Raw genomic sequence first — 20,967 nt, 5'->3', positions numbered from 1 at the left:
GGCACGGTGGGGCGGCTTTATCGAGCGCCTACCGGGACGGCGGATACGATCAACGCCCATGGAGTTCGGTGGGGCATGGCGTCGATGGCGCGGCCGGGGTACGACCGTCCGGCGCAGGCTGCTGGCCGGTGCGGTCGCACTGGTGGCGGTGGCCGGGGTCGGTACGGTGACGGTGGCGTCCGGCGGTGAGCGGACGGTCCACGAGGAGGACCGTTTCCTCAGCATGCCGGAGACGCTCGGCAGCGCGCAGCAAGTCCAGTTGGACACCTCCTTCTTCACCGCCGGCGGCGGCCCGCGGCCGGCCGTCCTGCTGGCGCACGGCTTCGGCGGCTCCAAGGAGGGCGAGCGCGAACGGGCCCAGCAGCTCGCCCGGCAGGGCTACGCGGTGCTGACCTGGTCGGCGCGCGGCTTCGGGCAGTCGGGCGGCAAGATCGGCCTCAACGCGCCCGACCGCGAGGTCGAGGACGTCCGACACCTGGTGGACTGGCTGGCCCAACGGCCCGAGGTGCAGCTCGACGGCCCCGGCGACCCCAAGGTCGGCATCACCGGCGCCTCGTACGGCGGGGCCATCTCGCTGCTCGCCTCCGCGTACGACCAGCGGATCGACGCCGTGGCCTCCCAGATCACCTGGTGGAACCTGGCCGACTCGCTCTTCCCGCAGGGCGCACAGGGCTCGGACGCCGCCGACGGTGTGTTCAAGAAGCTGTGGGCCGGGATCTTCTTCACCACCGGCGCGGCCCCCGGGTCGGCGGGCGGCCTCGGGCCGTCCGGCGGGGCGCCGCGCGAGGGCGGCGAGCCCAGGCCCGCGGCGGCGGACGGGCAGACCGGATGCGGGCGGTTCCTGGACTCGCTCTGCCAGATGTACGACCGGGTGGCCACCGCAGGGCACGCCGACCCGGAGGCCGTCGCGCTGCTGGACCGCTCCAGCCCGTCCTCGGTGGCGGCGCGGCTCAAGGCGCCCACGCTGGTGGTGCAGGGGCAGCAGGACTCGCTGTTCCCGCTGGACCAGGGCGACCGGATCGCCCGGGCGATCGCGGCCAACGGCGCACCGGTGGCGGTGGACTGGTTCGCAGGCGGGCACGACGGCGGGACGGACACCAGTGCCCGGGTCGACGACCGGGTGACCGCCTGGTTCGACCACTACCTGCGGGGGCGCCACAACGACACCGGGCCGGCCTTCCGGGTGACCCGCACCGGCGGAGTGGACTCCACCGGCTTCCAGGCCGTGCTGCGCGGGGCCACCGCCGACCGCTACCCCGGGCTGGCGGGGACGGGCTCACGCTCCGTCGAGCTGGCGGGCGGCGACAAGACCGTCGCCAACCCGCCCGGCGGGGCGCCGCCCGGGATCTCCACCCTGCCGGGCATCGGCGCCCTGAGCCAGGCGGCCTCGCTGGGGGCCGGGCTGTCACTCGACTTCCCCGGGCAGAACGCCGCCTTCGACTCGGCGCCGCTGGACTCGCCGCTGCACCTGACCGGGCAGCCGACCGTGCCGGTGCGGGTGAAGGCGGACCGGCCGGACGCGGTGCTGTTCGCGAAGCTGTACGACGTCGGGCCGGACGACAAGGCGGTGCTCCCGCAGCAGCTCGCCGCCCCGCTGCGGGTGACCGGCGCCGACGCGGGCCGGACCGTCACCGTGGCCCTGCCGACGGTCGACCACACCTTCCCGGCGGGACACCGGGTGCGGCTGGTGCTGGCGAGCACCGACCTCGCGTACGCCTCGCCCGTCGAGCCGGCCACCTACCAGGTCTCGCCGGCCGGGGCGCTCACCGTGCCGACCGTCGACGGGCTGGTCACCGAGTCGGCGCCGCTGCCCTCGCGGACGTGGCTGCTGCCGGTGGTCGCCGTGCTGGTGGCCGCGGGGCTGGTGCTGGTGCCGCGACTGCGGCGCCGGCGGGCGACCGGCGGGCCGGAGTTCGATCCGGACCTGGCCGCGGTGCCACTGCAGATCAGCGGGCTGACCAAGCGCTACAAGGGCGCCCAGGACCGCTACGCCGTGAAGGACCTGAGCTTCCGGGTGGAACAGGGGCAGGTGCTCGGACTGCTCGGGCCGAACGGCGCGGGCAAGACCACCACGCTGCGGATGCTGATGGGCCTGATCCGGCCCGACGCGGGCGGCGTGCGGATCTTCGGGCACCTGGTGCGGCCCGGTGCGCCGGTGCTGTCGCGGGTCGGGGCGTTCGTCGAGGGCGCGGGCTTCCTGCCGCACCTGACCGGCCGGGCCAACCTGCGGCTGTACTGGCAGGCGACCGGGCGGCCGGAGGCCGACGCGTGCCTGGACGAGGCCCTCGCCATCGCCGGGCTCGGCGAGGCCCTGGACCGCGCGGTGCGCACGTACTCGCAGGGCATGCGGCAGCGGCTGGCGATCGCGCAGGCCATGCTCGGGATGCCGGACCTGCTGATCCTGGACGAGCCGACCAACGGGCTCGACCCGCCGCAGATCCGCGAGATGCGCGAGGTGATGATCCGGTACGCGGCCGGCGGACGGACGGTGATCGTGTCGAGCCACCTGCTGTCCGAGGTCGAGCAGAGCTGCACGGACCTGGTCGTGATGGACCGCGGGCAGCTCGTGACGACCGGCGCCGTCGACGAGATCGTCGGTTCGTCGGAGCTGCTGATGATCGGCCTCGCCGATTCGTACGACCCGGAGTCGGTGGCCGAGAAGGTCGCCGCCCTGGCCGGGGTCGGCTCCGCGGAGGCCGTCGACGGCGGGCTGCTCGTACGGCTGGACGGGCTGGCGGCGAGCGAACTGCTGGTCGAGCTGGTGCGGCTGGGGGTGCCGGTGGAGAGCGCCGGCCCGCAGCGGCGGTTGGAGGACGCGTTCCTGTCGTTGATCGGAGGTGGTGCGGCGTGAGCTCGCTCTCCAGGGCACCTGAGGGCCCCGCGGTGTCGAAGGACCATGCGGAGGGGTACCGGGCCGGCCGGACACTTCCGCTGCGGGTCGAAGCCATGCGGCAACTGCGCCGGCGCCGCACGCTGGTGATCGGCGCGGTCCTGGCCGCCATGCCGTTCGTCATCCTGGCCGCGTTCCAGGTCGGCGGCACCCCGGGCCGGCCGGACCGGACCACCTTCATCGACCTGGCCACCGCCTCCGGGGCCAACTTCGCCGTCACCATGCTGTTCGTCGGCACCGGCTTCATGCTGGTGATCCCGGTCGCGCTGTTCTGCGGGGACACCGTCGCCTCCGAGGCCAGCTGGTCCTCCCTGCGGTACTTGCTGGCCGCGCCCGTGCCCAGGGCACGGCTGCTGGCCCGCAAGTTCGTGGTCGGACTGGCGTTCTCGGCGGTCGCGATGGTCATGCTGCCCGCGATCGGACTGGTCGTCGGAACGGCGGCGTACGGGTGGGGAGACCTGAAGCTACCCGCCGGCGTCAGCCTGCCGGCCGGGGAGGCACTGCCCCGGATCGCCATCGCGGTGGCCTTCGTGTTCCTGAGCGAGATCGTGATCGCCGCACTCGCCTTCTGGCTGTCCACGGCGACCGACGCGCCCCTCGGGGCCGTCGGCGGCGCCGTGTTCGCGTCGATCATCACCGGGGTGCTGGACGCCGTCACCGCGCTGGGCGACCTGCGGGAATGGCTGCCGGCGCACTGGCAGTACGCGTGGGCGGACGCCCTGCAGCCCCAACTGGAGTGGGGCGGCATGCTGCAGGGCGTCTCGCTGTCGCTCTCGTACGCGGCGGTGCTGCTGGCGCTGGCGTTCCGGGGGTTCGCCCGCAAGGACGTGGTGTCGTAGGGGCCCGGTGCGGATGGGGGATCATGGGAGGGCGGCGGCGACCGGCGGACCCTGCGGACTTCTGCGGACTTCGGACCTCTGCCGGCGCCACCGACTCCCGCTGACCCACCTGGTGAAGGACCCGAACCGTGGCCCAGATCGTCCTCTTCCACTCCGCCTACGGGCTGCGTCCCGCCGTCCGCGCCGCCGCCGACCGGCTGCGCGCCGCCGGCCACACCGTGCACACGCCGGACCTGTTCGAGGGACGGACCTTCGACTCGGTCGAGGACGGCCAGGCCTACCAGGAGGAGGCCGGGGGCGCCGACGAGATGCTGCGCCGGGCGGTCACGGCGGCCGCGCCGCTGTCCGAGGGCGGGCTGGTGTACGCCGGCTTCTCGCTCGGCGGCTCGCTGGCGCAGAACCTCGCGCTGGCCGACGAGAAGGCGCGCGGCCTGCTGCTCCTCCACGGCACCTCGGACCTCCGGGAGGACGCGGCCACCTCGATCCCCGTACAGCTGCACGTCGCGGAGCCGGACCCGTTCGAGACCGAGGACTGGCTGAACGCCTGGTACCTGGGCATGCGGCGGGCCGGGGCCGACGTGGAGGTGCACCGCTACCGGGGCGCCGGGCACCTGTTCACCGACCCGGAGCTGGCGGACTACGACGCGGCGGCGGCGGAGCGGGCCTGGGCGGCGGCGCTGGCGTTCCTCGCGGAGCTCGACGACTGAGGGAGCGTCCGGGGCGGACGGAGGCCAGGTCGAGGCGGATGCTTCGGCCTGGCCTCCGGCGTTTCCGAGGGCGGGTGGCGCGGACCGGATCCCGGGTGGCCCGGGTGGCCCGGGTGGCCCGGGTGGCCCGGGTGGCCCGTGTGGCCTGTGTGGACCGAGGGGTACGAGGGACCAGAAGTCTCTGAGGTGTCCGGGCGGTTGTTGGTGTGCGGGTGGTCTCTGGTGTGCGCGTGACGGCGCGTCAGGCGGACGCCCGGGAGGCGGTGGAAGTGCCGGTCGCCTTCCGGAAGGACTGTTTCCGGACAGCTACCCAGAGTGATAAGCGCCCTGGTGGTCCAGACCTCTTGACGGGCATATGCCACCCTGCCAGCACTGATGATCGAGCTGCGAACTGTTGTTAACCGGGCGGCCGCCCCCGCGTCACGGTCCGGCGGCAGGTCAGGTTGACCGGATCGCCCACGGCGTCGTTGATCTCCCGGGAAATCTCTCCATAACATCGCTGTGCACTCCAACCTTCACTTGCTCACCGAATCCGTGGAAATGCCGTCGAGTCATTTCCCGCGAAATAAGCATTGGAGCGGCACATGCTTGTCCTCGGAATCACGAACAACGATCTGGCCGGCGCCTGCCTGGTCCAGGACGGAACCGTCGTCGCGGCTGTCAGCGAGGAGCGCTTCACCCGGATCAAGGACCACAAGACCTGGCCGGAGCAGTCGATCGACTACGTCCTGAAGGAAGCCGGGGTCACCCTTTCGGATGTCGACCGGGTGGCCTACGGGTGGCAGGCCGGATTCAGTGCCGAAAAGCACCTGCTGCTCTACGTCGACCGGATTTCGGAGGAGGCCCGGCAGCGCCCCGAGGCGCTCCCGCACCTGCGGAAGCGGATATCCGACGAAATTGTGAACGACCGCGAGAAGCGCGGTGAGTTCGATGCCTTCATCGAGGAGAACGGGCTTCGCGGCAAGGTGGTTCACGTCGACCACCACGAGTCGCACGGTCTGGGCGCCTTCCTCTGCTCCCCGTTCGACGAGGCGCTCGTGGTCACCTGCGACGGCCGCGGGGACTTCCAGTCCCTGACCGTCACGCACTACTTCCCCGGTGGCGAGGAGGTGCTCCAGCGCGAGACGTCGATCGACAGCCTCGGCTACTTCTACGGCCGGATCACCAAGCTGCTCGGCTTCCGCCCCAACCGCCACGAGGGCAAGATCACCGGCCTGGCCGCCAACGGCGACCCGGAGAAGCTCCTCCCGCTGATGCGCCGCATGATCGACGTCGAGGAGAACGGCGCGATCCGCGCCCGCTGCGGCGACTGGTACCAGCCCTCCTACGAGGGCTACTCCGAGGAACTGCTGCGCGAGATCGCCCGCCACGAGCCGGCCGACGTCGCGGCGGCCGCCCAGCGGCACGTCGAGAACCTGCTGACCGCCGTGGTGTCGCGACACATCGGGCGGGTGCCCGGCGGCAACGTCTGCCTGTCCGGCGGCGTGTTCGCCAACGTCAAGCTCAACCAGCGGATCTTCGAGACCGAGGGCGTGCGGAACATCTACGTGCTGCCGCCGATGGGCGACGGCGGGCTGCCGCTGCAGGCTGCCGTGATCGTGGCCCACCGGGAGACCGGCGAGCGCCCGCGGGTGCCGTCGATGGCGCTCGGGCCGGACGCGGCCGTCTCCGAAGGCCGGCTGGAGGAGATCCTGCGGGACTACCCGGAGCTGCGCTACCGGCGGATCGGCGACGGCATGCAGGAGGTCCTGCTCGCCGCGCTGGAGGCGAACCAGGTCATCGGCACCTACCGCGGCCGGATGGAGTTCGGCCCGCGGGCCCTCGGCCGGCGCAGCGTCATCTACGGCACCGCCGACGTGACCATGAACGACTGGCTCAACAAGCGCCTGAACCGCACCGAGTTCATGCCCTTCGCGCCGATCACCGCCGAGGAGCTGGCGGCCGACTGCTACGTGGGCTGGGCGCCGGAGCAGCCGGCGGCGCTGTTCATGACGCTCACGTACGACTGCCACGAGACGTTCGCCAAGGCCTGCCCGGCCGTGGTGCACGTCGACAACACCGCCCGTCCGCAGATCGTCCGGGCGCAGGACGACCCGTTCCTGCACGGCCTGCTGATGGCCTGGTACGACCGCAGCGGGCAGGCGGCGTTGGTGAACACCTCGTTCAACAAGCACGAGGAGCCGATCGTCGGGTCGCACCGCGACGCGCTCGACCCGGTGCTCGACGAGGTGGTCGACCTGCTCCTGGTGGACGACGTGTACCTGGTCTGGAAGGACTCCGCGGACGGCTTCATGGCCCGGCGGGCCGGTTAGTCGTCGGCCCGGTCGGCCCGGTCGGCCCGGTCCGGGTGGTCGGTCGGCCGGGCGGCCCTTTGGGCGGAGGTCTAGTCCAATATGCCGCCCGGCCGGTTCGATGTGAACTATCGTCAGACCGTATGGCGCAAGCGCCCAGTGAGGAGACCGATGCAGCCGCAGGCAGCCGGAACGCGGTACGAGGTCGAGGCCGTCGTCTTCGACATGGACGGGGTCCTGATCGACTCCAGGCCCGTGATCGAGGAGGCGTGGCGGTCGGTGGCCCGGCGTCACGGCCGGGTGCTGGCCGACCCGGAGGTCGAGGAGTACGTCCACGGGCGGACCGGCGACCAGACGGTGCGGCTGATCTTCCCGCACCACTCGGACGCCGACCGCAAGGCGATCTGGGCCGAGGTGGACACCGTCGAGGAGGAAGCCCGCTACCGGGCCGTCCCCGGCGCCGACGGGCTCGCCGACCGGCTGTGGCGGGCCGGGGTGCCCGTCGGCCTGGCCACCAGCAGCTGGACCCGGAAGATCGACAACGCGCTGGGCGGCCTCGGCCTGCTCGACGTCTTCCGGGTGCGGGTCACCCGGGACGACGTCGAGCGGGGCAAGCCGCACCCGGACCCGTACCTGTCGGCCTGCCGAGGGCTCGGGATCCGGCCGGAGCGCACGCTGGTCTTCGAGGACTCCGTCAGCGGGGTCCGCTCGGCGGTCGACGCGGGAGCCGTCTGCGTCGGGATCGGCGGCCGGGCCCTGGTGGAGGCCGGCGCGGTGGTCGCCGTGCCGGACTTCACCGCGCTCGTGGTGGGCGGCTCCGCCGCCGGCGACGGGACGATCACGTTGTCCGACCCGGACGGGCTGGTCACCGTGGCCCTCACGGCTGGACCCGACGGTGGCTGAGGCGGGACGGGCGGCGTCGAACCCGGCGCTCGCCGACGCGGTGCCGGGAGGCCCGGTGCCGGGAGGTGCGGTGGCGGGAGGCCCGGTGACCGGAGCGGCGGCGGCGGGGGAGGACGCCGCGGCGCAGGGTGCTCCGGGGCAGGGTGCTCCGGGGGTCGCGGGCTCGACACCGGTCGCGCCGGAAGCCCCGGTGATGGCCAGATCGGCGGCGGTCTCCGCGTTCTGCGTCTTCCTCGTCCTCGGCGTGCTCACCGCCTCGCTCGGAGCCTCGCTGCCCTTCCTGCGGGAGCGGTTCGGCGCCCAGCACGAGGTCGGTCGGGTGGTCTCCGCCTACAACCTGGGCGCCCTCGCGGCGACCGTCTGCATCGGGCTGCTCGGGCGGCGGCTGAACGTCCGGGCCGCACCGCCCGTCCTGCTCGCGGTCTTCGCGGCCGGTGCGGCCGGAATGGCGGTGAGCCCCGGCTGGGCCGCCTACCTCGGCTGCGCGGCGGTGACCGGGATCGGGTACGGCGGTCTCGCGCTCACCCTCAACACGGCGTTCGCGCGCGGGTTCGCCGGCAACAGCGTGGTGATGGTCAACCGGCTGAACGCCGTCTTCGGGATCGGCGCGATGCTGGGCCCGCTGGCCGCGGGAGCCGTCGGGCACACGGACATCCGGCTGCTGGCACTGGCGGCCGCGGTGTGCACGCTGCCGTGCTTCCTGGTCGGACGGGCAGGGGCGGTGCTCGCCACGACGCCCGGGGCCGCAGAGGTCGGCCGTGGACAGGCCGGCCGGCGCGGACGGACCGGGCTGACGCTGCTCCCGTTCCTGCTGGTGGGCCTGGTGTACGCGGGCATGGAGACCAGCATCGGCGCCTGGCAGTCGACCCAACTCGTCCGCGACGGCTGGAGCACCCAGGCGGCCACGACGGCGGCCTCGGGGTTCTGGGCCGGGATGGCCGTCGGGCGGCTCGTCCTCCCGCAGTTGGCCAGGCGACTGCCCGGCCGCACCACCGTGCCCGGCTACCTTGCGGCGGCGCTCGCGGCCCTGCTGCTGGCCGCCGTGCCGCACCTCGCGGTGGTCGCCTATCCGCTGGCCGGGCTGGCGATGGCGCCGGTGCTGCCGACCCTGATCGCCTGGGTCTCCGGCGTGGCGGAGGTGCCGCAGCAGGCGACCTCCGTGCTGACGCTCTGCTGCATGCTCGGCAACGCCGTCGTGCCGGCGCTGGTGGAGGCGCTCAGCGGATCGGGTGGAGCGACGGTGATCCCCCTGGTGCTGGCGGGGGCGTGCCTGCTCTGCCTCGGGCTCTCGGTGTGGCTGCGGGCCGCTCGGCGGTAGGCAGGCGTCGCGGGGTGCCTGGGAAGGCGGGGTGCCCGGGAAGCCGGGGTGCCTGGGAAGTCGGGGCTGCCGCGGGGATCAGCGGCGGCGGCGCACGCGACCGGACACGAAGAGGGCGAAGCAGACGATGGCGGCGATGCCGCAGGCGGCCAGGCCCAGGCCGAGAAGCATGAGCGTGGTGTCGTCGAGGCCCTGGACGGTCTCGTAACTGGTGTGGCCGTCGGCGTCGACGCTGACCTTCTCGGTTTCCGGGTGGTCGGAGATGTAGCGGACGATCGCGATGACGCCGCCGACGCAGAGCACGGAGCCCAGGAGCAGCCAGCCGCCGGCCTTACGGGTCCACTCCTCGCCGGTGCGCAGCGGGGCCGTCGGGCAGTGGTCGATCACCGCGTTGCCCAGGGCGGGCGCGTCGGCGGCCAGGCCGTCCACCCGGACCCGGCCGCCGCCGGCCGTCGCGATGACACAGCGGTAGTCGTTGCCGAAGCGCTGGGCGAGGGCGCCGGCCGCGCCGCGGCGGGTGGGGATGGTGACGGAGACGACCTGGGACCACGCCCAACTCACCCGTCGGCCACGGGCATTGCCGTGGACCAGGCCGTTCTCGCGCACCTCGAAGTACTCGCCGGCGCCGCCGCGCAACGCCCGTACCGCCTGGGTGAGACCGATGCCGAGCCCGCACACGCCGAGGCCGAGGATCACGCCGAGCCCGCGGCCACCGCCCGAGGAGCCGTCGTCGCCGTCATGGAGGAGGGCCCACAGGCCCAGCCAGGAGGCGAGCACGCCGATCGGCAGGGCCCAGGCGGCGTTGACCCACCGGGTGGCGGTGGAGACCGGGTGGCGGCTGACGAGGGCTCCGAGGCCCTCGGAGGCGGCTGTGGCGTCGGTGGAGTGGGTCACGGCTCCCAGTCAACCAGGATCGGATCCTGCGGCTCAAGGGTGTTGGGAGGACGGAAGGTTGACGTCCGGGCGGTACGGGTGGCGCGGGGAGCGGGGAGCGGGGACCGCCCGCCCGGAGGGTTCCGGGGCGGGCGGCGGGACGACTTCGGCGGTACGCGTTCCGCGTCACGCGCCGGCGTCGCACGTCGGCGTCACGTGCCGGCGCTACACGGGGCTCGGCGTGATCACGGCGAAGGTGGCGCCCTGAGGATCGGAGACGACGGCCATCCGGCCGGCCGCCATGTCCAAGGGCGCGGCAAGGACCATGCCGCCCCTCTTGACCAGGGCGTCCACGGTGGAGTCGACGTCGTCGACCGCGAAGTAGCTCAGCCAGTGCGCCGGGGTGCCGGGCGGGTCGTTGGCGAGGAGCGTCGCGCCGCCCACCGCACGGCCGCCGACCCGGAGCTGCCAGTAGGAGTCCGCGCCGTCCAGCGGTTCGATCTCGATGCCGAACGCCTCGCCGTAGAAGGCGGTCGCGGCCGCGATGTCACCGGTGTGCAGCTCGTTCCAGATCAGTGCACCGGCCTCGTTCACCACCTGGGCACCGAAGAACTCGCCGGGCTGCCAGACGCCGAACACCGCACCCTGGGGGTCCGCGGCGATCAGCATCCGGCCCAGGTCGCCGACGTCCATGACCGGGACCATCAGCGTGCCGCCGGCGGCGACGATCGCGTCCTGGGTGGCCTGGGCGTCGGTGGAGGCGAGATAGCTGCTCCAGACGGTCGGCGGCTCCGGCATGCCCTCGGGGGCCATCGCCGGGCCGATGCCGGCCACGGCCCTGCCGTCCAGCTCGCAGACCGCGTACCCGCCGAACTCGGCCGGGCCGGGCCTGCCCTGCCAGCCGAGGAGGTCACGGTAGAAGTCCAGCGCGGCCTGCTGGTCCTTCGCCATCAGGTCGACCCAGCACGGGGTGCCGGTCGCGTACGGGGTGGTGACTACAGGCATTTTGACCCTTTCTGAGGGGTTTTCTGCCGGTCACCCTGGCGTCACGGACGGTGATGCGCCACTCGACACGCCGCCGCGCCGGCGGGCCCGACCTCCCGTGCGGCGGCGCCAGTTCGCGGCGGTCGCGCCTAGGCCTGGCGCGCCACGGCCAGCGCCAGTGCGCGGTCGAGCGCCGACTCGGCGTCGCACGGCACATCGGGTCGGACGCCGGTGCCCTCCCAGTTGGTGCCCGAGACCGGGTTGACGGCGCGGGCGACGGGCACGCTGAGCTCCAGGTGCGGGTGCACCGTCCAGCCCTCGCGCGGGTGCGCGCCGCCGCGGGTGGCCTCCCCGACGACCTCGGCGCGCCCGAGCTGCTGCAGGTCGTAGGCGAGTTCCTCGCCCGCGGAGAAGGTCTTCCCGCTCGTCAGCACGAAGAGCGGCTTGTCGGCGCCGAAGCGGGCGCCCGGAACGAACGGGGGCGTCCACGACTGCTCGGCCACCTCCCCCTGGCGCGAGAGCATGGTGTTGAGGTGCGTGCGGCCGTCGAGCAGGTAGCCGCAGACGAAGGCGACCGTGTCCGGATCGCCGCCGGCGTTGCGGCGCAGGTCCAGGATGAGGGCGCGGGCGGGTGCCACCAGGGAGAGTGCCGCGGCCAGCGGCTGTGCCGCCCAGTCCAGCGGGAACATCTTGGGGGCGATCTCCAGGATCGCGACGCCGCCGTCGAGGAGTTCCACCCGGGGAACACCGCCCAGGGAGGCGTCGAACTCCCTGCGCATCGCGGCGAGGGCCGCCGCGCCCTGCTCCGGCGGCACCGGCACGGCGTGGTACTTGAGGGCCAGGTGCAGGTCGCCGTTGGCGGACCGCAAGTCGGCGGTGACCGATTCGGCCAACTCCTGGGCGGATGCGGCCCGGTAGGAGCCCTCGGCGCTCCGCCGCCGCAACAGGGCCGCCAGTTCTCGGGCGGCGTCGGGGAAGACGTAGTTCTCGCGGACCAGGTCGGCGATCGACTCGACGACGGCGGCGGCGTCCAGGGCGGGTGTCACTGTGGTGGAGGTCATGGGAAGGGAGTAGACCAGCGGCTTGTCAAAGCGTCAAACGTACTTAACGCTTGATTCGGTGAGCCACCAACCAGACGAAGACGTCCAGCGGATCAGCACGCCCCTGCAGCACACCGCACTCGCCCACCCCGTGCGCCAGCGCCTGCTCTTCGCGCTGAGCGCCAGGCCGTTGACGATCAGTCGGCTGGCCGCACAGCTGGGGGTGAACAAGGGCAGCGTCTCCCACCACCTCGGGGTGCTGGGCGCGGCGGGGCTCGTCCAGGAGGCGGGCACGCGGCGGGTGCGCGGCGGCACCGAGAAGTACTACCGGCGGACGGCCGAGCGACTCCTCGTCGCGGAACCGCGGGCCGAGGGCACGGCCGCGCTGTTCGGCGCCGTCGCCCAGGAGTTGGACCGATCGCCCGTCGACCACCTCCTGACGCTGCGCCACATCCGGCTCGGACCGGCCAAGGCGGCGCGGCTCGCCGAGGCGCTGGCCGCGCTGGTCGACGAGACGGAGGAGGACCCGGAGGGTGAGCCGGTGCACGGCCTCCTGGTGACGCTCTACCAGCAGGCCGGGGCGTAGGCGGCCGGGATGGGGCCCCGGCGGGGTGCCGGGCGGCCGCGGGGCTCCGCCCCGTTGACCGGCTGGTCGGGGGCGGAGCCCGTCACTCGGGGCCCGGCATCGTCACCCCTGGCGGACGACGTTCTCCGCCTGCGGACCCTTGGGGCCCTGGACGACGTCGAACTCGACCGGGTCGCCCTCGAACAGCTCCCGGTAGCCGCTCGTCTGCTGGATCGCCGAGAAGTGGACGAAGACGTCCGGCCCGCCGTCGTCCTGCTGGATGAAACCGAACCCCTTCTCGGGGTTGAACCACTTCACTACGCCTGTTGCCATTGCTGCGACTCCTCTTCCTCGCACCGCGACACGTCAGCCCGTTGCTGCTCGCTCCGACCTCTAGTACTCCCCGTGGAGTGGATCTACAAGCACCGCCACAGGGCAGTGCGCCAATGGGGTTCCCGGGGAGGGACCGCGAGGCCGCGGTGCCGCGGGCGGGGCTGGGGCGAGTGCGAGGTCGGATCGGCCGACTTCCGGTGCGGCGCGGCAGCGGCGCGCGTCCGTGCCGTCACGGTGGGCGCCGGTTCTGCGCGGTGTAGGTGCTCCGAGTCGGGTTGAGGCGCAGTGGCGCGGGGAGCCGGGGCGGGCGGACCTCCCGCGCGTGCCGGGGGCTGCGGCACGATGGAGCGCGTGACACAGCGGAGATACGAGTACGCGCCGGCGGGATCGCTTCCGGGGCTCCTGCAGCGAGGCCGGGGCCTGGGGGCGCTGATGGCGGCGGAGGATCCGTCGGCGGCCGCAGACCTGGTCCACGGGTGCATCCGCTGGGACTGGCGCTGGAACCCGCGGGCGGACGACCGGTCCCTCTACCTGGCCCGGCTGGTCCGGGACCTGGGGCTGCCGCTCGGGCCGGTGATCGACGTGGCGGCCGCCGGCGAGGACGCCGGTGCGCGGGTCGTGAGGATCCTGGAGCTGCTGGCGCTCGGCGGCTCGGACGAGGCCGCGGAGGCGCTGAGGGCACGGGAGGCGTCGACGCCGGCGGCGAGGACGTCCGGGGCGCAGGCCCGGCCGCACCGGGGAAGCCCCGTGGCCCCGTCGGAGCGTCCGGGGCGCGAGGAGCGCGAGGGGCCCGAGGGGTGTCCGGGCGGTGAGGGCGGACGCGGGCCCCGGCCGTACCCCGGGCGGGTCGAGGAGCGGGACGTCCCGGCGATGATCGCCGAGCTGGAACAGCACTGGGTGGACCGGTCCTGGTGCGGCCCGGGCGCCCTCGCGAGCGGGCTGGCGCGGTTCGGGCCGGAGGCCGCGGGTGCCGTCTCCCTGCTGCGCCGCTTCTGGCTCAACACCCCGCACTCGTCCGAGCGCCCCGCCTACCTGGAGGCGCTGGCGGCCCTGGGCTCGCCGGGGACGGCCGAGGCGTACGCGGAGTCGCTGTGGGACTGCGAGGCGCGGGCGCGTCTCCTCGGGGTGGAGCACGCCCCCGACCGGCCGGACGTGCGGGCCCGTCTGGCCCGTCTGCGGGACGATCCGTCGGAGGGGCCGGAGATCAGGAACGCCGCCGCGGCGCGCCTGGCCGGGGCGGTCCGGGGAGCCGTCGGCGACGCGAGGGAAGCCGTTCGAGGGAGCTAGAGTAGACGGGTGAGCGTGTGAGTGATGGTCCGGACCCCGAGAGGCGGTCCGGGCCATATCCATTTCCGGGGCATGCCCTGTGACATGCACGTTCGCCGGCCCACCCGACCAGCACCAGAGCCTCCGGAGGCCCCGCCTTGAGCGACCAGCCGTTCGCGCACCTGCACGTCCACACCGAGTACTCGATGCTGGACGGTGCCGCCCGGCTGAAGCAGATGTTCAAGGAGGTCGAGCGCCTGGGCCAGACCCATGTCGCCATGACCGACCACGGCAACATGTACGGTGCCGCCGAGTTCCACCGCCAGGCCACCGACGCGGGCATCACCCCCGTCATCGGCATCGAGGCGTACGTGGCGCCGGAGTCCCGCTCGAACACCAAGCGCATCCTGTGGGGCCAGCCGCACCAGAAGCGGGACGACGTCTCCGCGTCCGGCGCGTACACCCACAAGACCATCTGGGCCCGGAACAAGGAAGGCCTGCACAACCTCTTCAAGCTGACCTCGCGTTCCTACGCCGAGGGCTGGCTGGTGAAGTGGCCCCGGATGGACAAGGAGCTGATCTCCGAGCTGTCCGGCGGCCTGATGGCCACCACCGGCTGCCCGTCCGGCGAGGTGCAGACCCGCCTGCGCCTCGGCCAGTTCGACGAGGCCGTGAAGTCCGCCGCCGACTACCAGGACATCTTCGGCAAGGAGAACTACTTCCTGGAGCTGATGGACCACGGCCTCGACATCGAGAAGCGGGTCCGCGACGGGCTGCTGGAGATCAGCAGGAAGCTGAACATCCCCCCGGTGGTCACCAACGACTCGCACTACACCACCGAGGCCGACGCCGGCGCGCACGACCTGCTGCTGTGCGTCCAGACCGGCAAGAACCTCTCCGACCCGGACCGCTTCCGCTTCGACGGCACCGGCTACTACATCAAGTCCGCCGCCGAGATGTACGCGCTGGACTCCTCGGACGCCTGGCAGGAGGGCTGCCGCAACAGCCAGCTCCTCGTCGCCTCCCGCGTCGACACCGAGGGCATGTTCAAGTTCAAGAACCTGATGCCCCGCTTCCCCATCCCGGAGGGCTTCGAGTCCGAGGCGGACTTCTTCAGGTCCAAGGTCTGGGAGGGCATGGACTGGCGCTTCCCGGGCGGGTACGACGAGGAGCACAGGAAGCTCGCCGAGTACGAGATGGACACCATCATCCAGATGGGGTTCCCGGCGTACTTCCTCGTGGTCGCCGACTTCATCATGTGGGCGAAGAGCCAGGGCATCGCGGTGGGCCCCGGCCGCGGCTCGGCGGCCGGCTCGCTGGTCGCGTACGCGATGGGCATCACCGACCTCGACCCCATCCCGCACGGCCTGATCTTCGAGCGCTTCCTCAACCCCGAGCGCATCTCCATGCCCGACGTCGACATCGACTTCGACGAGCGCCGGCGCGGTGACGTGATCCGCTACGTGACGGAGAAGTGGGGATCCGACAAGGTCGCCATGATCGTCACGTACGGCACCATCAAGGCGAAGGCCGCCATCAAGGACTCCTCGCGCGTCCTCGGCTACCCCTACGCGATGGGCGACCGCATCACCAAGGCGATGCCGCCGGACGTCATGGGCAAGGGCATCCCGCTGTCCGGCATCACGGACCCGAGCCACCCGCGCTACAGCGAGGCCGGCGAGATCCGCAGCCTGTACGAGACCGACCCGGACGTCAAGAAGGTCATCGACACCGCGCGCGGCATCGAGGGCCTGATCCGCCAGCCCGGTGTGCACGCCGCGGGCGTCATCATGTCCGCCGAGCCGCTGACCGACCACATCCCGGTCTGGACCCGGCACACCGACGGCGTCACCATCACGCAGTTCGACTATCCGACCTGTGAGGGCCTCGGCCTTCTCAAGATGGACTTCCTCGGCCTGCGCAACCTGACGATCATGGACGACGCCGTCAAGGCGATCGAGAAGAACAAGGGCATCAAGATCAACCTGCTTGATCTGCCCCTGGACGACAAGCCGACCTACGAACTCCTCGCCCGCGGCGACACCCTCGGCGTCTTCCAGCTCGACGGCGGCCCCATGCGCTCGCTGCTGCGCCTGATGAAGCCCGACAACTTCGAGGACATCTCCGCCGTCCTCGCGCTGTACCGCCCGGGCCCGATGGGCGTCAACTCCCACACGAACTACGCGCTGCGCAAGAACGGGCAGCAGGAGATCACCCCGATCCACCCGGAGCTGGAGAAGCCCCTGGAGGAGGTGCTCCGGCCGACGTACGGCCTGATCGTCTACCAGGAGCAGGTGCAGAAGGCCGCGCAGATCCTCGCCGGCTACTCGCTCGGCCAGGCCGACCTGCTGCGCCGGGCCATGGGCAAGAAGAAGAAGGAGATCCTGGAGGCGGAGTTCGTCCCCTTCCAGAAGGGTTGCCGCGAGCGCGGCTACTCCGACGCGGCCATCCAGGCGGTGTGGGACGTCCTCGTCCCCTTCTCCGGCTACGCGTTCAACAAGGCGCACACCGCCGGGTACGGGCTGGTCTCGTACTGGACGGCCTACCTCAAGGCCAACTACCCGGCCGAGTACATGTCCGGCCTGCTCACGTCCGTCAAGGACGACAAGGACAAGTCGGCGGTCTACCTCAACGAGTGCCGCAAGATGGGCATCAACGTCCTGCCGCCGGACGTCAACGAGTCGGACTCGGACTTCACCCCGCACGGTGACGACACCGTCCGTTTCGGCCTCACCGCCATCCGCAACGTCGGCGGGCCGGTCGTCGAGTCGATGATCCGGACGCGGAAGGCGAAGGGGAGGTTCTCCTCCTTCCCCGACTTCCTGGACAAGGTGGAGTCGGTGGTCTGCAACAAGCGGACCGTCGAGTCGCTGATCAAGGCCGGCGCCTTCGACTCGCTCGGGCACACCCGCAAGGGCCTCAGCGCGCAGTTCGAGCCGATGATCGACAACGTCGTCGGCGTGAAGCGCAAGGAGGCCGAAGGCCAGTTCGACCTGTTCGGCGGCGACGCCACGGCCGACGAGCCGAGCTTCGGGCTCGACGTCGTCTTCTCCGAGGAGGAGTGGGAGAAGTCCTTCCTGCTCGCCCAGGAACGGGAGATGCTCGGCCTCTACGTCTCCTCGCACCCGCTGCACGGCATCGAGCACGTGCTCGCCGACAAGTCGGACTGCGCGGTCGCCGACCTCGCCGAGCGGCCGGACGGGACGATCGTCACCATCGGCGGCATCATCTCCGGCCTGCAGCGGAAGATGACCAAGCAGGGCAACGCCTGGGCGATCGCGACGGTCGAGGACCTGGCGGGCTCGATCGACTGCATGTTCTTCCCCGCGAGCTACCAGCTCGTCTCCTCCCAACTGGTCGAGGACGCCGTGGTGTTCGTGCGCGGCAAGCTCGACAAGCGGGAGGACGTGCCGCGGCTGATGGGCATGGAGCTGTCCGTCCCCGACCTGTCGAACGCGCACGCCGACGCGCCGATCACCATCAACATCCCGAGCGGGAAGATCACGCCGCCGCTGGTCGCCCGGCTCGGCGAGGTGCTGGGCAGTCACCGGGGCACCACCGAGGTGCGGGTGCGGCTGGAGAGCCGCGACAAGACGACGGTGCTGAGGCTGGACCGGCACCGGGTGAAGTCGGACCCGGCGCTGTTCGGGGACCTGAAGCAGCTGCTCGGGCCGAGCTGCCTGGCGGTGTGACGCTCCGCGGCCGCCCGGGGCCGCCGCCCCCGCGTGGGTGGCGGTCCCGCTGCTTCCCGGGTTCCCCGGGCCCCTGCGGGCGCGGGGAGCCCGTGCTCCGGGGTCGGCGGGGGCGCCGGGCCTCAGGAGCCGCTGCCCAGGCCCGGCGGCACCGCGGTGTGGAGGGCCGAGACGAAGGCGGAGACGGCGGGGTGGGAGCCGGCGCCCGCCCTGAAGGCCGCGCGGGTGCGGCGGTACATCGGGAGGCGGGTCAGGACGACGCCGGGCGGGGGCTGGGCGGCGCCGAGGTGGGGGACCAGGGCGACCCCCTGGCCGGCGGCGACCAGCGCCAGGACGGTGGTGAAGTCGTCGATCCGGTGCCGGATCCGGGGCTCGAAGCCGGCCGACTCGCAGGCCCGGACGGCCATGGTGTGGCAGAGCGTGCCGGGCGAGGACACGATCCACGGCGCGCCGCGCTGCTCGGCGACCGTTCCGGGGGAGCGGGCGGCCAGGTACATGGGCTCGGTGAAGACCGGGCGGGTCACCGCGAGGCCGGGCTCCGGGTCGGTCGGGACGAGGTCGTACTCGTGCACCAGGGCCACGTCCAGTTCGCCCGCGCGCAGGGCGGCGCCGACGGCCGCCGGGTCCACCTCGGTGACCATCGGCTCCAGCCCCGGGTGCCAGCCGGCCAGTTCGGCGAGCACCGCGGGGATGACGGCGCGGGCCGCGGAGGGGTAGGTGCCGATCCGCAATGGTCCGGCCAACCCTCGCTTGGCGTGGGCGAGTTCGGCGCCCGCCTGTTCCAGCAGGGCGAGGACGGACTCGGTGTGCCGGACCAGGTTGCGCCCGGCCGGAGTGAGGGCGACCCGTCGGCCGGTGCGCTCCAGCAGCGGGACGCCCGCCTCCTTCTCCAGGACGGACAACTGCTGGGACACCGCCGAGGCGCTGAAGGACAGGGCCTCGGCGACGGCCGCGATGGTGCCGAGGTGGGCGAGTTCGCGGAGCAGGCGCAGGCGTCGGACGTCGAGCATCGGCCCAGCCTAGGCGAGCATCGGCTCAGCTTACGAGAAGCGTCGGAAACGTGAACTGGACCCGGCCGGTCGGCCGGCCGCAGGATCGGGACATGGAATTCAAGGGCATCTACGTCCCCCTGGTCACCCCCTTCGCCGCCGACGGCGCGGTCGCGCTGGACGCGCTGGAGAAGCTCGCGCACGAGGTCCTGGACGCCGGCGCGGCCGGGCTGGTCGCGCTCGGCACCACCGGCGAGCCGGCCGCGCTGACCGCCGCGGAGCGGGACGCGGTGGTGGACGTCGCCGCGGCCGCCTGCGCCGCACGCGGGGCACAGCTGGTCGTCGGCGCGACGGGCGGCGACACCCGGGCCACCGCCGAGGCGCTGGCCGCGCTCGGCGCGCGGGTGCCGCAGGCCGCGGCCGCGCTGGTCACCGTCCCGTCGTTCGTGCGGCCCGGCGAGGCGGGGACGGTCGCGCACTTCCGGGCGCTCGCCGCGGGCAGCCCGCTGCCGCTGCTCGTCTACCACATCCCGTACCGCACCGGGCAGGAGCTCTCCACCGCCGCGCTGCGCGAACTCGCCGCGATCGACGGGGTGGTGGGCGTCAAGTACGCGACGGGCGGGCTGGACGGGACGGCGGCCGAACTGCTCGCGGACACCCCCGAGGGGTTCGCGTTCCTCACCGGGGAGGACGCCTTCCTCGCGCCGATGCTGGCGCTCGGTGCGGCCGGGGGCATCCTGGCCTCCGCGCACCTGGCCACCGGCCGGTTCGTCGAACTGGCGCAGGCCTGGCAGGCCGGGGACGTCGACCGCGCGCGGGCGCTCGGGCACCGGCTGACGGGCCTGGCGCTGGCCGCGTTCGCGGCGCCGAACCCGGCGGTCACCAAGGGCGTGCTCCACGCCCAGGGGCGGATCCCCACGCCGGACGTGCGACTGCCGCTGCTGCCGGCGGGGCGGGCCGAGGTGGAGGCCGCGGCGGCCCTGGCGAGTGGTCTGGACCGCTAGCGGCCGCCCGGGAGGCCGCCGAAGCCCCCTCTCACAGCGTGGAACACCCCGCCGCCCCACCCGCGTGACAAGGCATGATGGGCGGAGTGCGGCCGTAGACAGCACCATCCAGAGGAGTAGTCGGAATGAAGATCGGCATTGTCGGTGCCACCGGCCAGGTCGGCGGCGTGGTCCGCGAGATCCTGGCGGAGCGCGCGGGACGTCCCGGTGGACTCGGCCCGGTGGAGCAGCTGCGGCTGTTCGCCTCGGCCCGCTCGGCCGGGCGCACCCTGCCGTGGCAGGGCGCCGAGGTCACCGTCGAGGACGCGGCCACGGCCGACTACACCGGCCTGGACATCGTGATCTTCTCGGCCGGCGGCGCCACCTCCAAGGCCCTCGCCCCCAAGGCCGCCGCGGCCGGTGCCGTCGTCATCGACAACTCCTCCGCCTGGCGCCGCGACCCCGACGTCCCGCTGGTCGTCTCCGAGGTCAACCCCGAGGCCGTCGCGGACCGCCCCAAGGGCATCATCGCCAACCCGAACTGCACCACCATGGCCGCCATGCCCGTGCTGCGCCCGCTGCACGAGGAGGCCGGCCTGGCCGCGCTCGTCGTCTCCACCTACCAGGCCGTCTCCGGCAGCGGCGTCGCCGGCGTCGCCGAGCTGCGGGACCAGGCCGCCAAGGTCATCTACGGCGCCGCCGCGCTCGCCCACGACGGCTCCGCGGTCGAGTTCCCCGAGCCGAAGGTCTACAAGCGCCCGATCGCCTTCAACGTGCTGCCGCTCGCCGGCTCCATCGTGGACGACGGCTCCAACGAGACCGACGAGGAGCAGAAGCTCCGCCACGAGAGCCGCAAGATCCTCGGCATCCCGGAGCTGAAGGTCGCCGGCACCTGCGTGCGCGTCCCGGTGTTCTCCGGCCACTCGCTGCAGATCAACGCCCGCTTCGAGCGCCCGATCAGCCCCGAGCGCGCCGTCGAGCTGCTCACCGCCGCCCCCGGCGTCGAGCTGTCCGACATCCCGACGCCGCTGCAGGCCGCCGGCCGTGACCCCAGCTACGTCGGCCGCATCCGGGTGGACGAGACCGTGGAGAACGGCCTGTCGCTGTTCGTCTCGAACGACAACCTGCGCAAGGGCGCCGCGCTCAACGCCGTCCAGCTGGCCGAGCTGGTCGCCGCCGAACTCAGGGGCTGAGGCGCCCCGCGGCCGCGAAGCAGGGCTGCCGGGCCCCGGGGCCGGGCAGTACGGCCCGAGGGCCGCGACACCGCCGCGTGACCAGGGGGCGGGCTCCGTCG

General features: G+C 72.9%; 16 protein-coding genes. 11 read left to right on the top strand and 5 right to left on the bottom strand.

The window, feature by feature from the left end; all coding sequences use genetic code 11:
- Window positions 1–58: 58 nt before the first annotated feature.
- The 6 genes from IF30_RS0119430 (at window position 59) to IF30_RS0119405 (ending at window position 8,948) form a co-directional block, all read left to right on the top strand.
- A complete protein-coding gene (locus IF30_RS0119430; RefSeq protein ID WP_030239884.1) occupies window positions 59–2,851 on the top strand; it encodes an alpha/beta fold hydrolase in 2,793 nt (930 codons plus the stop codon).
- Window positions 2,848–3,729 carry an ABC transporter permease gene (locus IF30_RS0119425; RefSeq protein WP_030239881.1) on the top strand — a complete coding sequence of 294 codons (882 nt, stop codon included), beginning with the start codon at window positions 2,848–2,850 and terminating at the stop codon, window positions 3,727–3,729. Before IF30_RS0119430 ends, IF30_RS0119425 begins: the two co-directional genes overlap by 4 nt.
- Window positions 3,730–3,857: 128 nt before the next feature.
- The gene (locus IF30_RS0119420; protein ID WP_030239878.1) at window positions 3,858–4,436 is read left to right on the top strand and encodes a dienelactone hydrolase family protein; all 579 of its coding nucleotides are present in this window, start codon (window positions 3,858–3,860) and stop codon (window positions 4,434–4,436) included.
- A 584-nt stretch (window positions 4,437–5,020) separates the two neighbouring features.
- The gene (locus IF30_RS0119415) at window positions 5,021–6,748 is read left to right on the top strand and encodes a carbamoyltransferase (RefSeq protein ID WP_030239876.1); all 1,728 of its coding nucleotides are present in this window, start codon (window positions 5,021–5,023) and stop codon (window positions 6,746–6,748) included.
- A gap of 150 nt (window positions 6,749–6,898) precedes the next feature.
- On the top strand, window positions 6,899–7,630 hold the full coding sequence (locus IF30_RS0119410) for an HAD family hydrolase (RefSeq protein WP_051710613.1): 732 nt from the start codon (window positions 6,899–6,901) through the stop codon (window positions 7,628–7,630).
- 193 nt (window positions 7,631–7,823) lie between these two features.
- Window positions 7,824–8,948, top strand: coding sequence for an MFS transporter (locus tag IF30_RS0119405; protein ID WP_051710611.1), 1,125 nt, complete (start codon window positions 7,824–7,826; stop codon window positions 8,946–8,948).
- Window positions 8,949–9,026: 78 nt separating this feature from the next.
- Here the strand turns inward: IF30_RS0119405 and IF30_RS0119400 are convergent, their stop codons facing one another.
- The 3 genes from IF30_RS0119400 to IF30_RS0119390 form a co-directional block, all read right to left on the bottom strand.
- Window positions 9,027–9,842 (bottom strand): hypothetical protein, encoded by an 816-nt coding sequence (locus IF30_RS0119400; RefSeq protein WP_030239867.1) that lies wholly within the window; start codon window positions 9,840–9,842, stop codon window positions 9,027–9,029.
- 204 nt (window positions 9,843–10,046) lie between these two features.
- Window positions 10,047–10,826, bottom strand: a complete 780-nt coding sequence (locus tag IF30_RS0119395; RefSeq protein ID WP_030239863.1) for a VOC family protein — start codon at window positions 10,824–10,826, stop codon at window positions 10,047–10,049.
- 128 nt (window positions 10,827–10,954) lie between these two features.
- Entirely contained in the window at window positions 10,955–11,866 is a 912-nt protein-coding gene (locus IF30_RS0119390; RefSeq protein WP_030239860.1) for a S41 family peptidase, read from the bottom strand.
- Window positions 11,867–11,924: 58 nt separating this feature from the next.
- On the opposite strand from IF30_RS0119390, the gene IF30_RS0119385 reads away from it, so the two are divergent.
- Window positions 11,925–12,431, top strand: coding sequence for an ArsR/SmtB family transcription factor (locus IF30_RS0119385; RefSeq protein WP_234322762.1), 507 nt, complete (start codon window positions 11,925–11,927; stop codon window positions 12,429–12,431).
- Between the two features lie 102 nt (window positions 12,432–12,533).
- On the opposite strand, the gene IF30_RS0119380 is transcribed toward IF30_RS0119385, so the two are convergent.
- Complete coding sequence (locus IF30_RS0119380) at window positions 12,534–12,743, bottom strand: cold-shock protein (protein ID WP_030239854.1); 210 nt, start codon at window positions 12,741–12,743, stop codon at window positions 12,534–12,536.
- A 351-nt stretch (window positions 12,744–13,094) separates the two neighbouring features.
- Between IF30_RS0119380 and IF30_RS0119375 the strand changes: the two genes are divergently transcribed.
- Window positions 13,095–14,030 (top strand): hypothetical protein, encoded by a 936-nt coding sequence (locus IF30_RS0119375; RefSeq protein WP_158835254.1) that lies wholly within the window; start codon window positions 13,095–13,097, stop codon window positions 14,028–14,030.
- A 137-nt stretch (window positions 14,031–14,167) separates the two neighbouring features.
- Window positions 14,168–17,701: a DNA polymerase III subunit alpha gene (gene dnaE / locus IF30_RS0119370; RefSeq protein ID WP_030239846.1), complete on the top strand. Its 3,534-nt coding sequence runs from the start codon at window positions 14,168–14,170 to the stop codon at window positions 17,699–17,701.
- A 122-nt stretch (window positions 17,702–17,823) separates the two neighbouring features.
- Here dnaE and IF30_RS0119365 read toward each other — a convergent pair whose 3' ends face one another.
- Window positions 17,824–18,711: a LysR family transcriptional regulator gene (locus tag IF30_RS0119365; RefSeq protein WP_030239843.1), complete on the bottom strand. Its 888-nt coding sequence runs from the start codon at window positions 18,709–18,711 to the stop codon at window positions 17,824–17,826.
- A gap of 92 nt (window positions 18,712–18,803) precedes the next feature.
- Between IF30_RS0119365 and IF30_RS0119360 the strand changes: the two genes are divergently transcribed.
- Together IF30_RS0119360 and IF30_RS0119355 are read left to right on the top strand one after the other, a co-directional pair.
- Window positions 18,804–19,694 (top strand): dihydrodipicolinate synthase family protein, encoded by an 891-nt coding sequence (locus IF30_RS0119360; RefSeq protein ID WP_030239840.1) that lies wholly within the window; start codon window positions 18,804–18,806, stop codon window positions 19,692–19,694.
- A gap of 125 nt (window positions 19,695–19,819) precedes the next feature.
- Window positions 19,820–20,866 (top strand): aspartate-semialdehyde dehydrogenase, encoded by a 1,047-nt coding sequence (locus tag IF30_RS0119355; RefSeq protein ID WP_030239836.1) that lies wholly within the window; start codon window positions 19,820–19,822, stop codon window positions 20,864–20,866.
- The last annotated feature ends 101 nt before the right edge of the window (window positions 20,867–20,967 follow it).

This window comes from Streptomyces sp. NRRL S-350 (assembly GCF_000719705.1).
GTDB lineage: Bacteria > Actinomycetota > Actinomycetes > Streptomycetales > Streptomycetaceae > Kitasatospora.
Note: the sequence above shows the minus strand (reverse complement) of the source record. Positions and strands in the feature narration are given on the sequence as shown.

Excerpts from the sequence above, each read along its gene's own strand:
- IF30_RS0119430 (WP_030239884.1), top strand. The coding sequence starts at position 59 with ATGGAGTTCGGTGGGGCATGGCGTCGATGGCGCGGCCGGGGTACGACC.
- IF30_RS0119395 (WP_030239863.1), bottom strand. The coding sequence starts at position 10,826 with ATGCCTGTAGTCACCACCCCGTACGCGACCGGCACCCCGTGCTGGGTC.
- IF30_RS0119365 (WP_030239843.1), bottom strand. The coding sequence starts at position 18,711 with ATGCTCGACGTCCGACGCCTGCGCCTGCTCCGCGAACTCGCCCACCTC.
- IF30_RS0119390 (WP_030239860.1), bottom strand. The coding sequence starts at position 11,866 with ATGACCTCCACCACAGTGACACCCGCCCTGGACGCCGCCGCCGTCGTC.
- IF30_RS0119355 (WP_030239836.1), top strand. The coding sequence starts at position 19,820 with ATGAAGATCGGCATTGTCGGTGCCACCGGCCAGGTCGGCGGCGTGGTC.
- IF30_RS0119380 (WP_030239854.1), bottom strand. The coding sequence starts at position 12,743 with ATGGCAACAGGCGTAGTGAAGTGGTTCAACCCCGAGAAGGGGTTCGGT.
- IF30_RS0119410 (WP_051710613.1), top strand. The coding sequence starts at position 6,899 with ATGCAGCCGCAGGCAGCCGGAACGCGGTACGAGGTCGAGGCCGTCGTC.
- IF30_RS0119360 (WP_030239840.1), top strand. The coding sequence starts at position 18,804 with ATGGAATTCAAGGGCATCTACGTCCCCCTGGTCACCCCCTTCGCCGCC.
- IF30_RS0119415 (WP_030239876.1), top strand. The coding sequence starts at position 5,021 with ATGCTTGTCCTCGGAATCACGAACAACGATCTGGCCGGCGCCTGCCTG.
- IF30_RS0119405 (WP_051710611.1), top strand. The coding sequence starts at position 7,824 with ATGGCCAGATCGGCGGCGGTCTCCGCGTTCTGCGTCTTCCTCGTCCTC.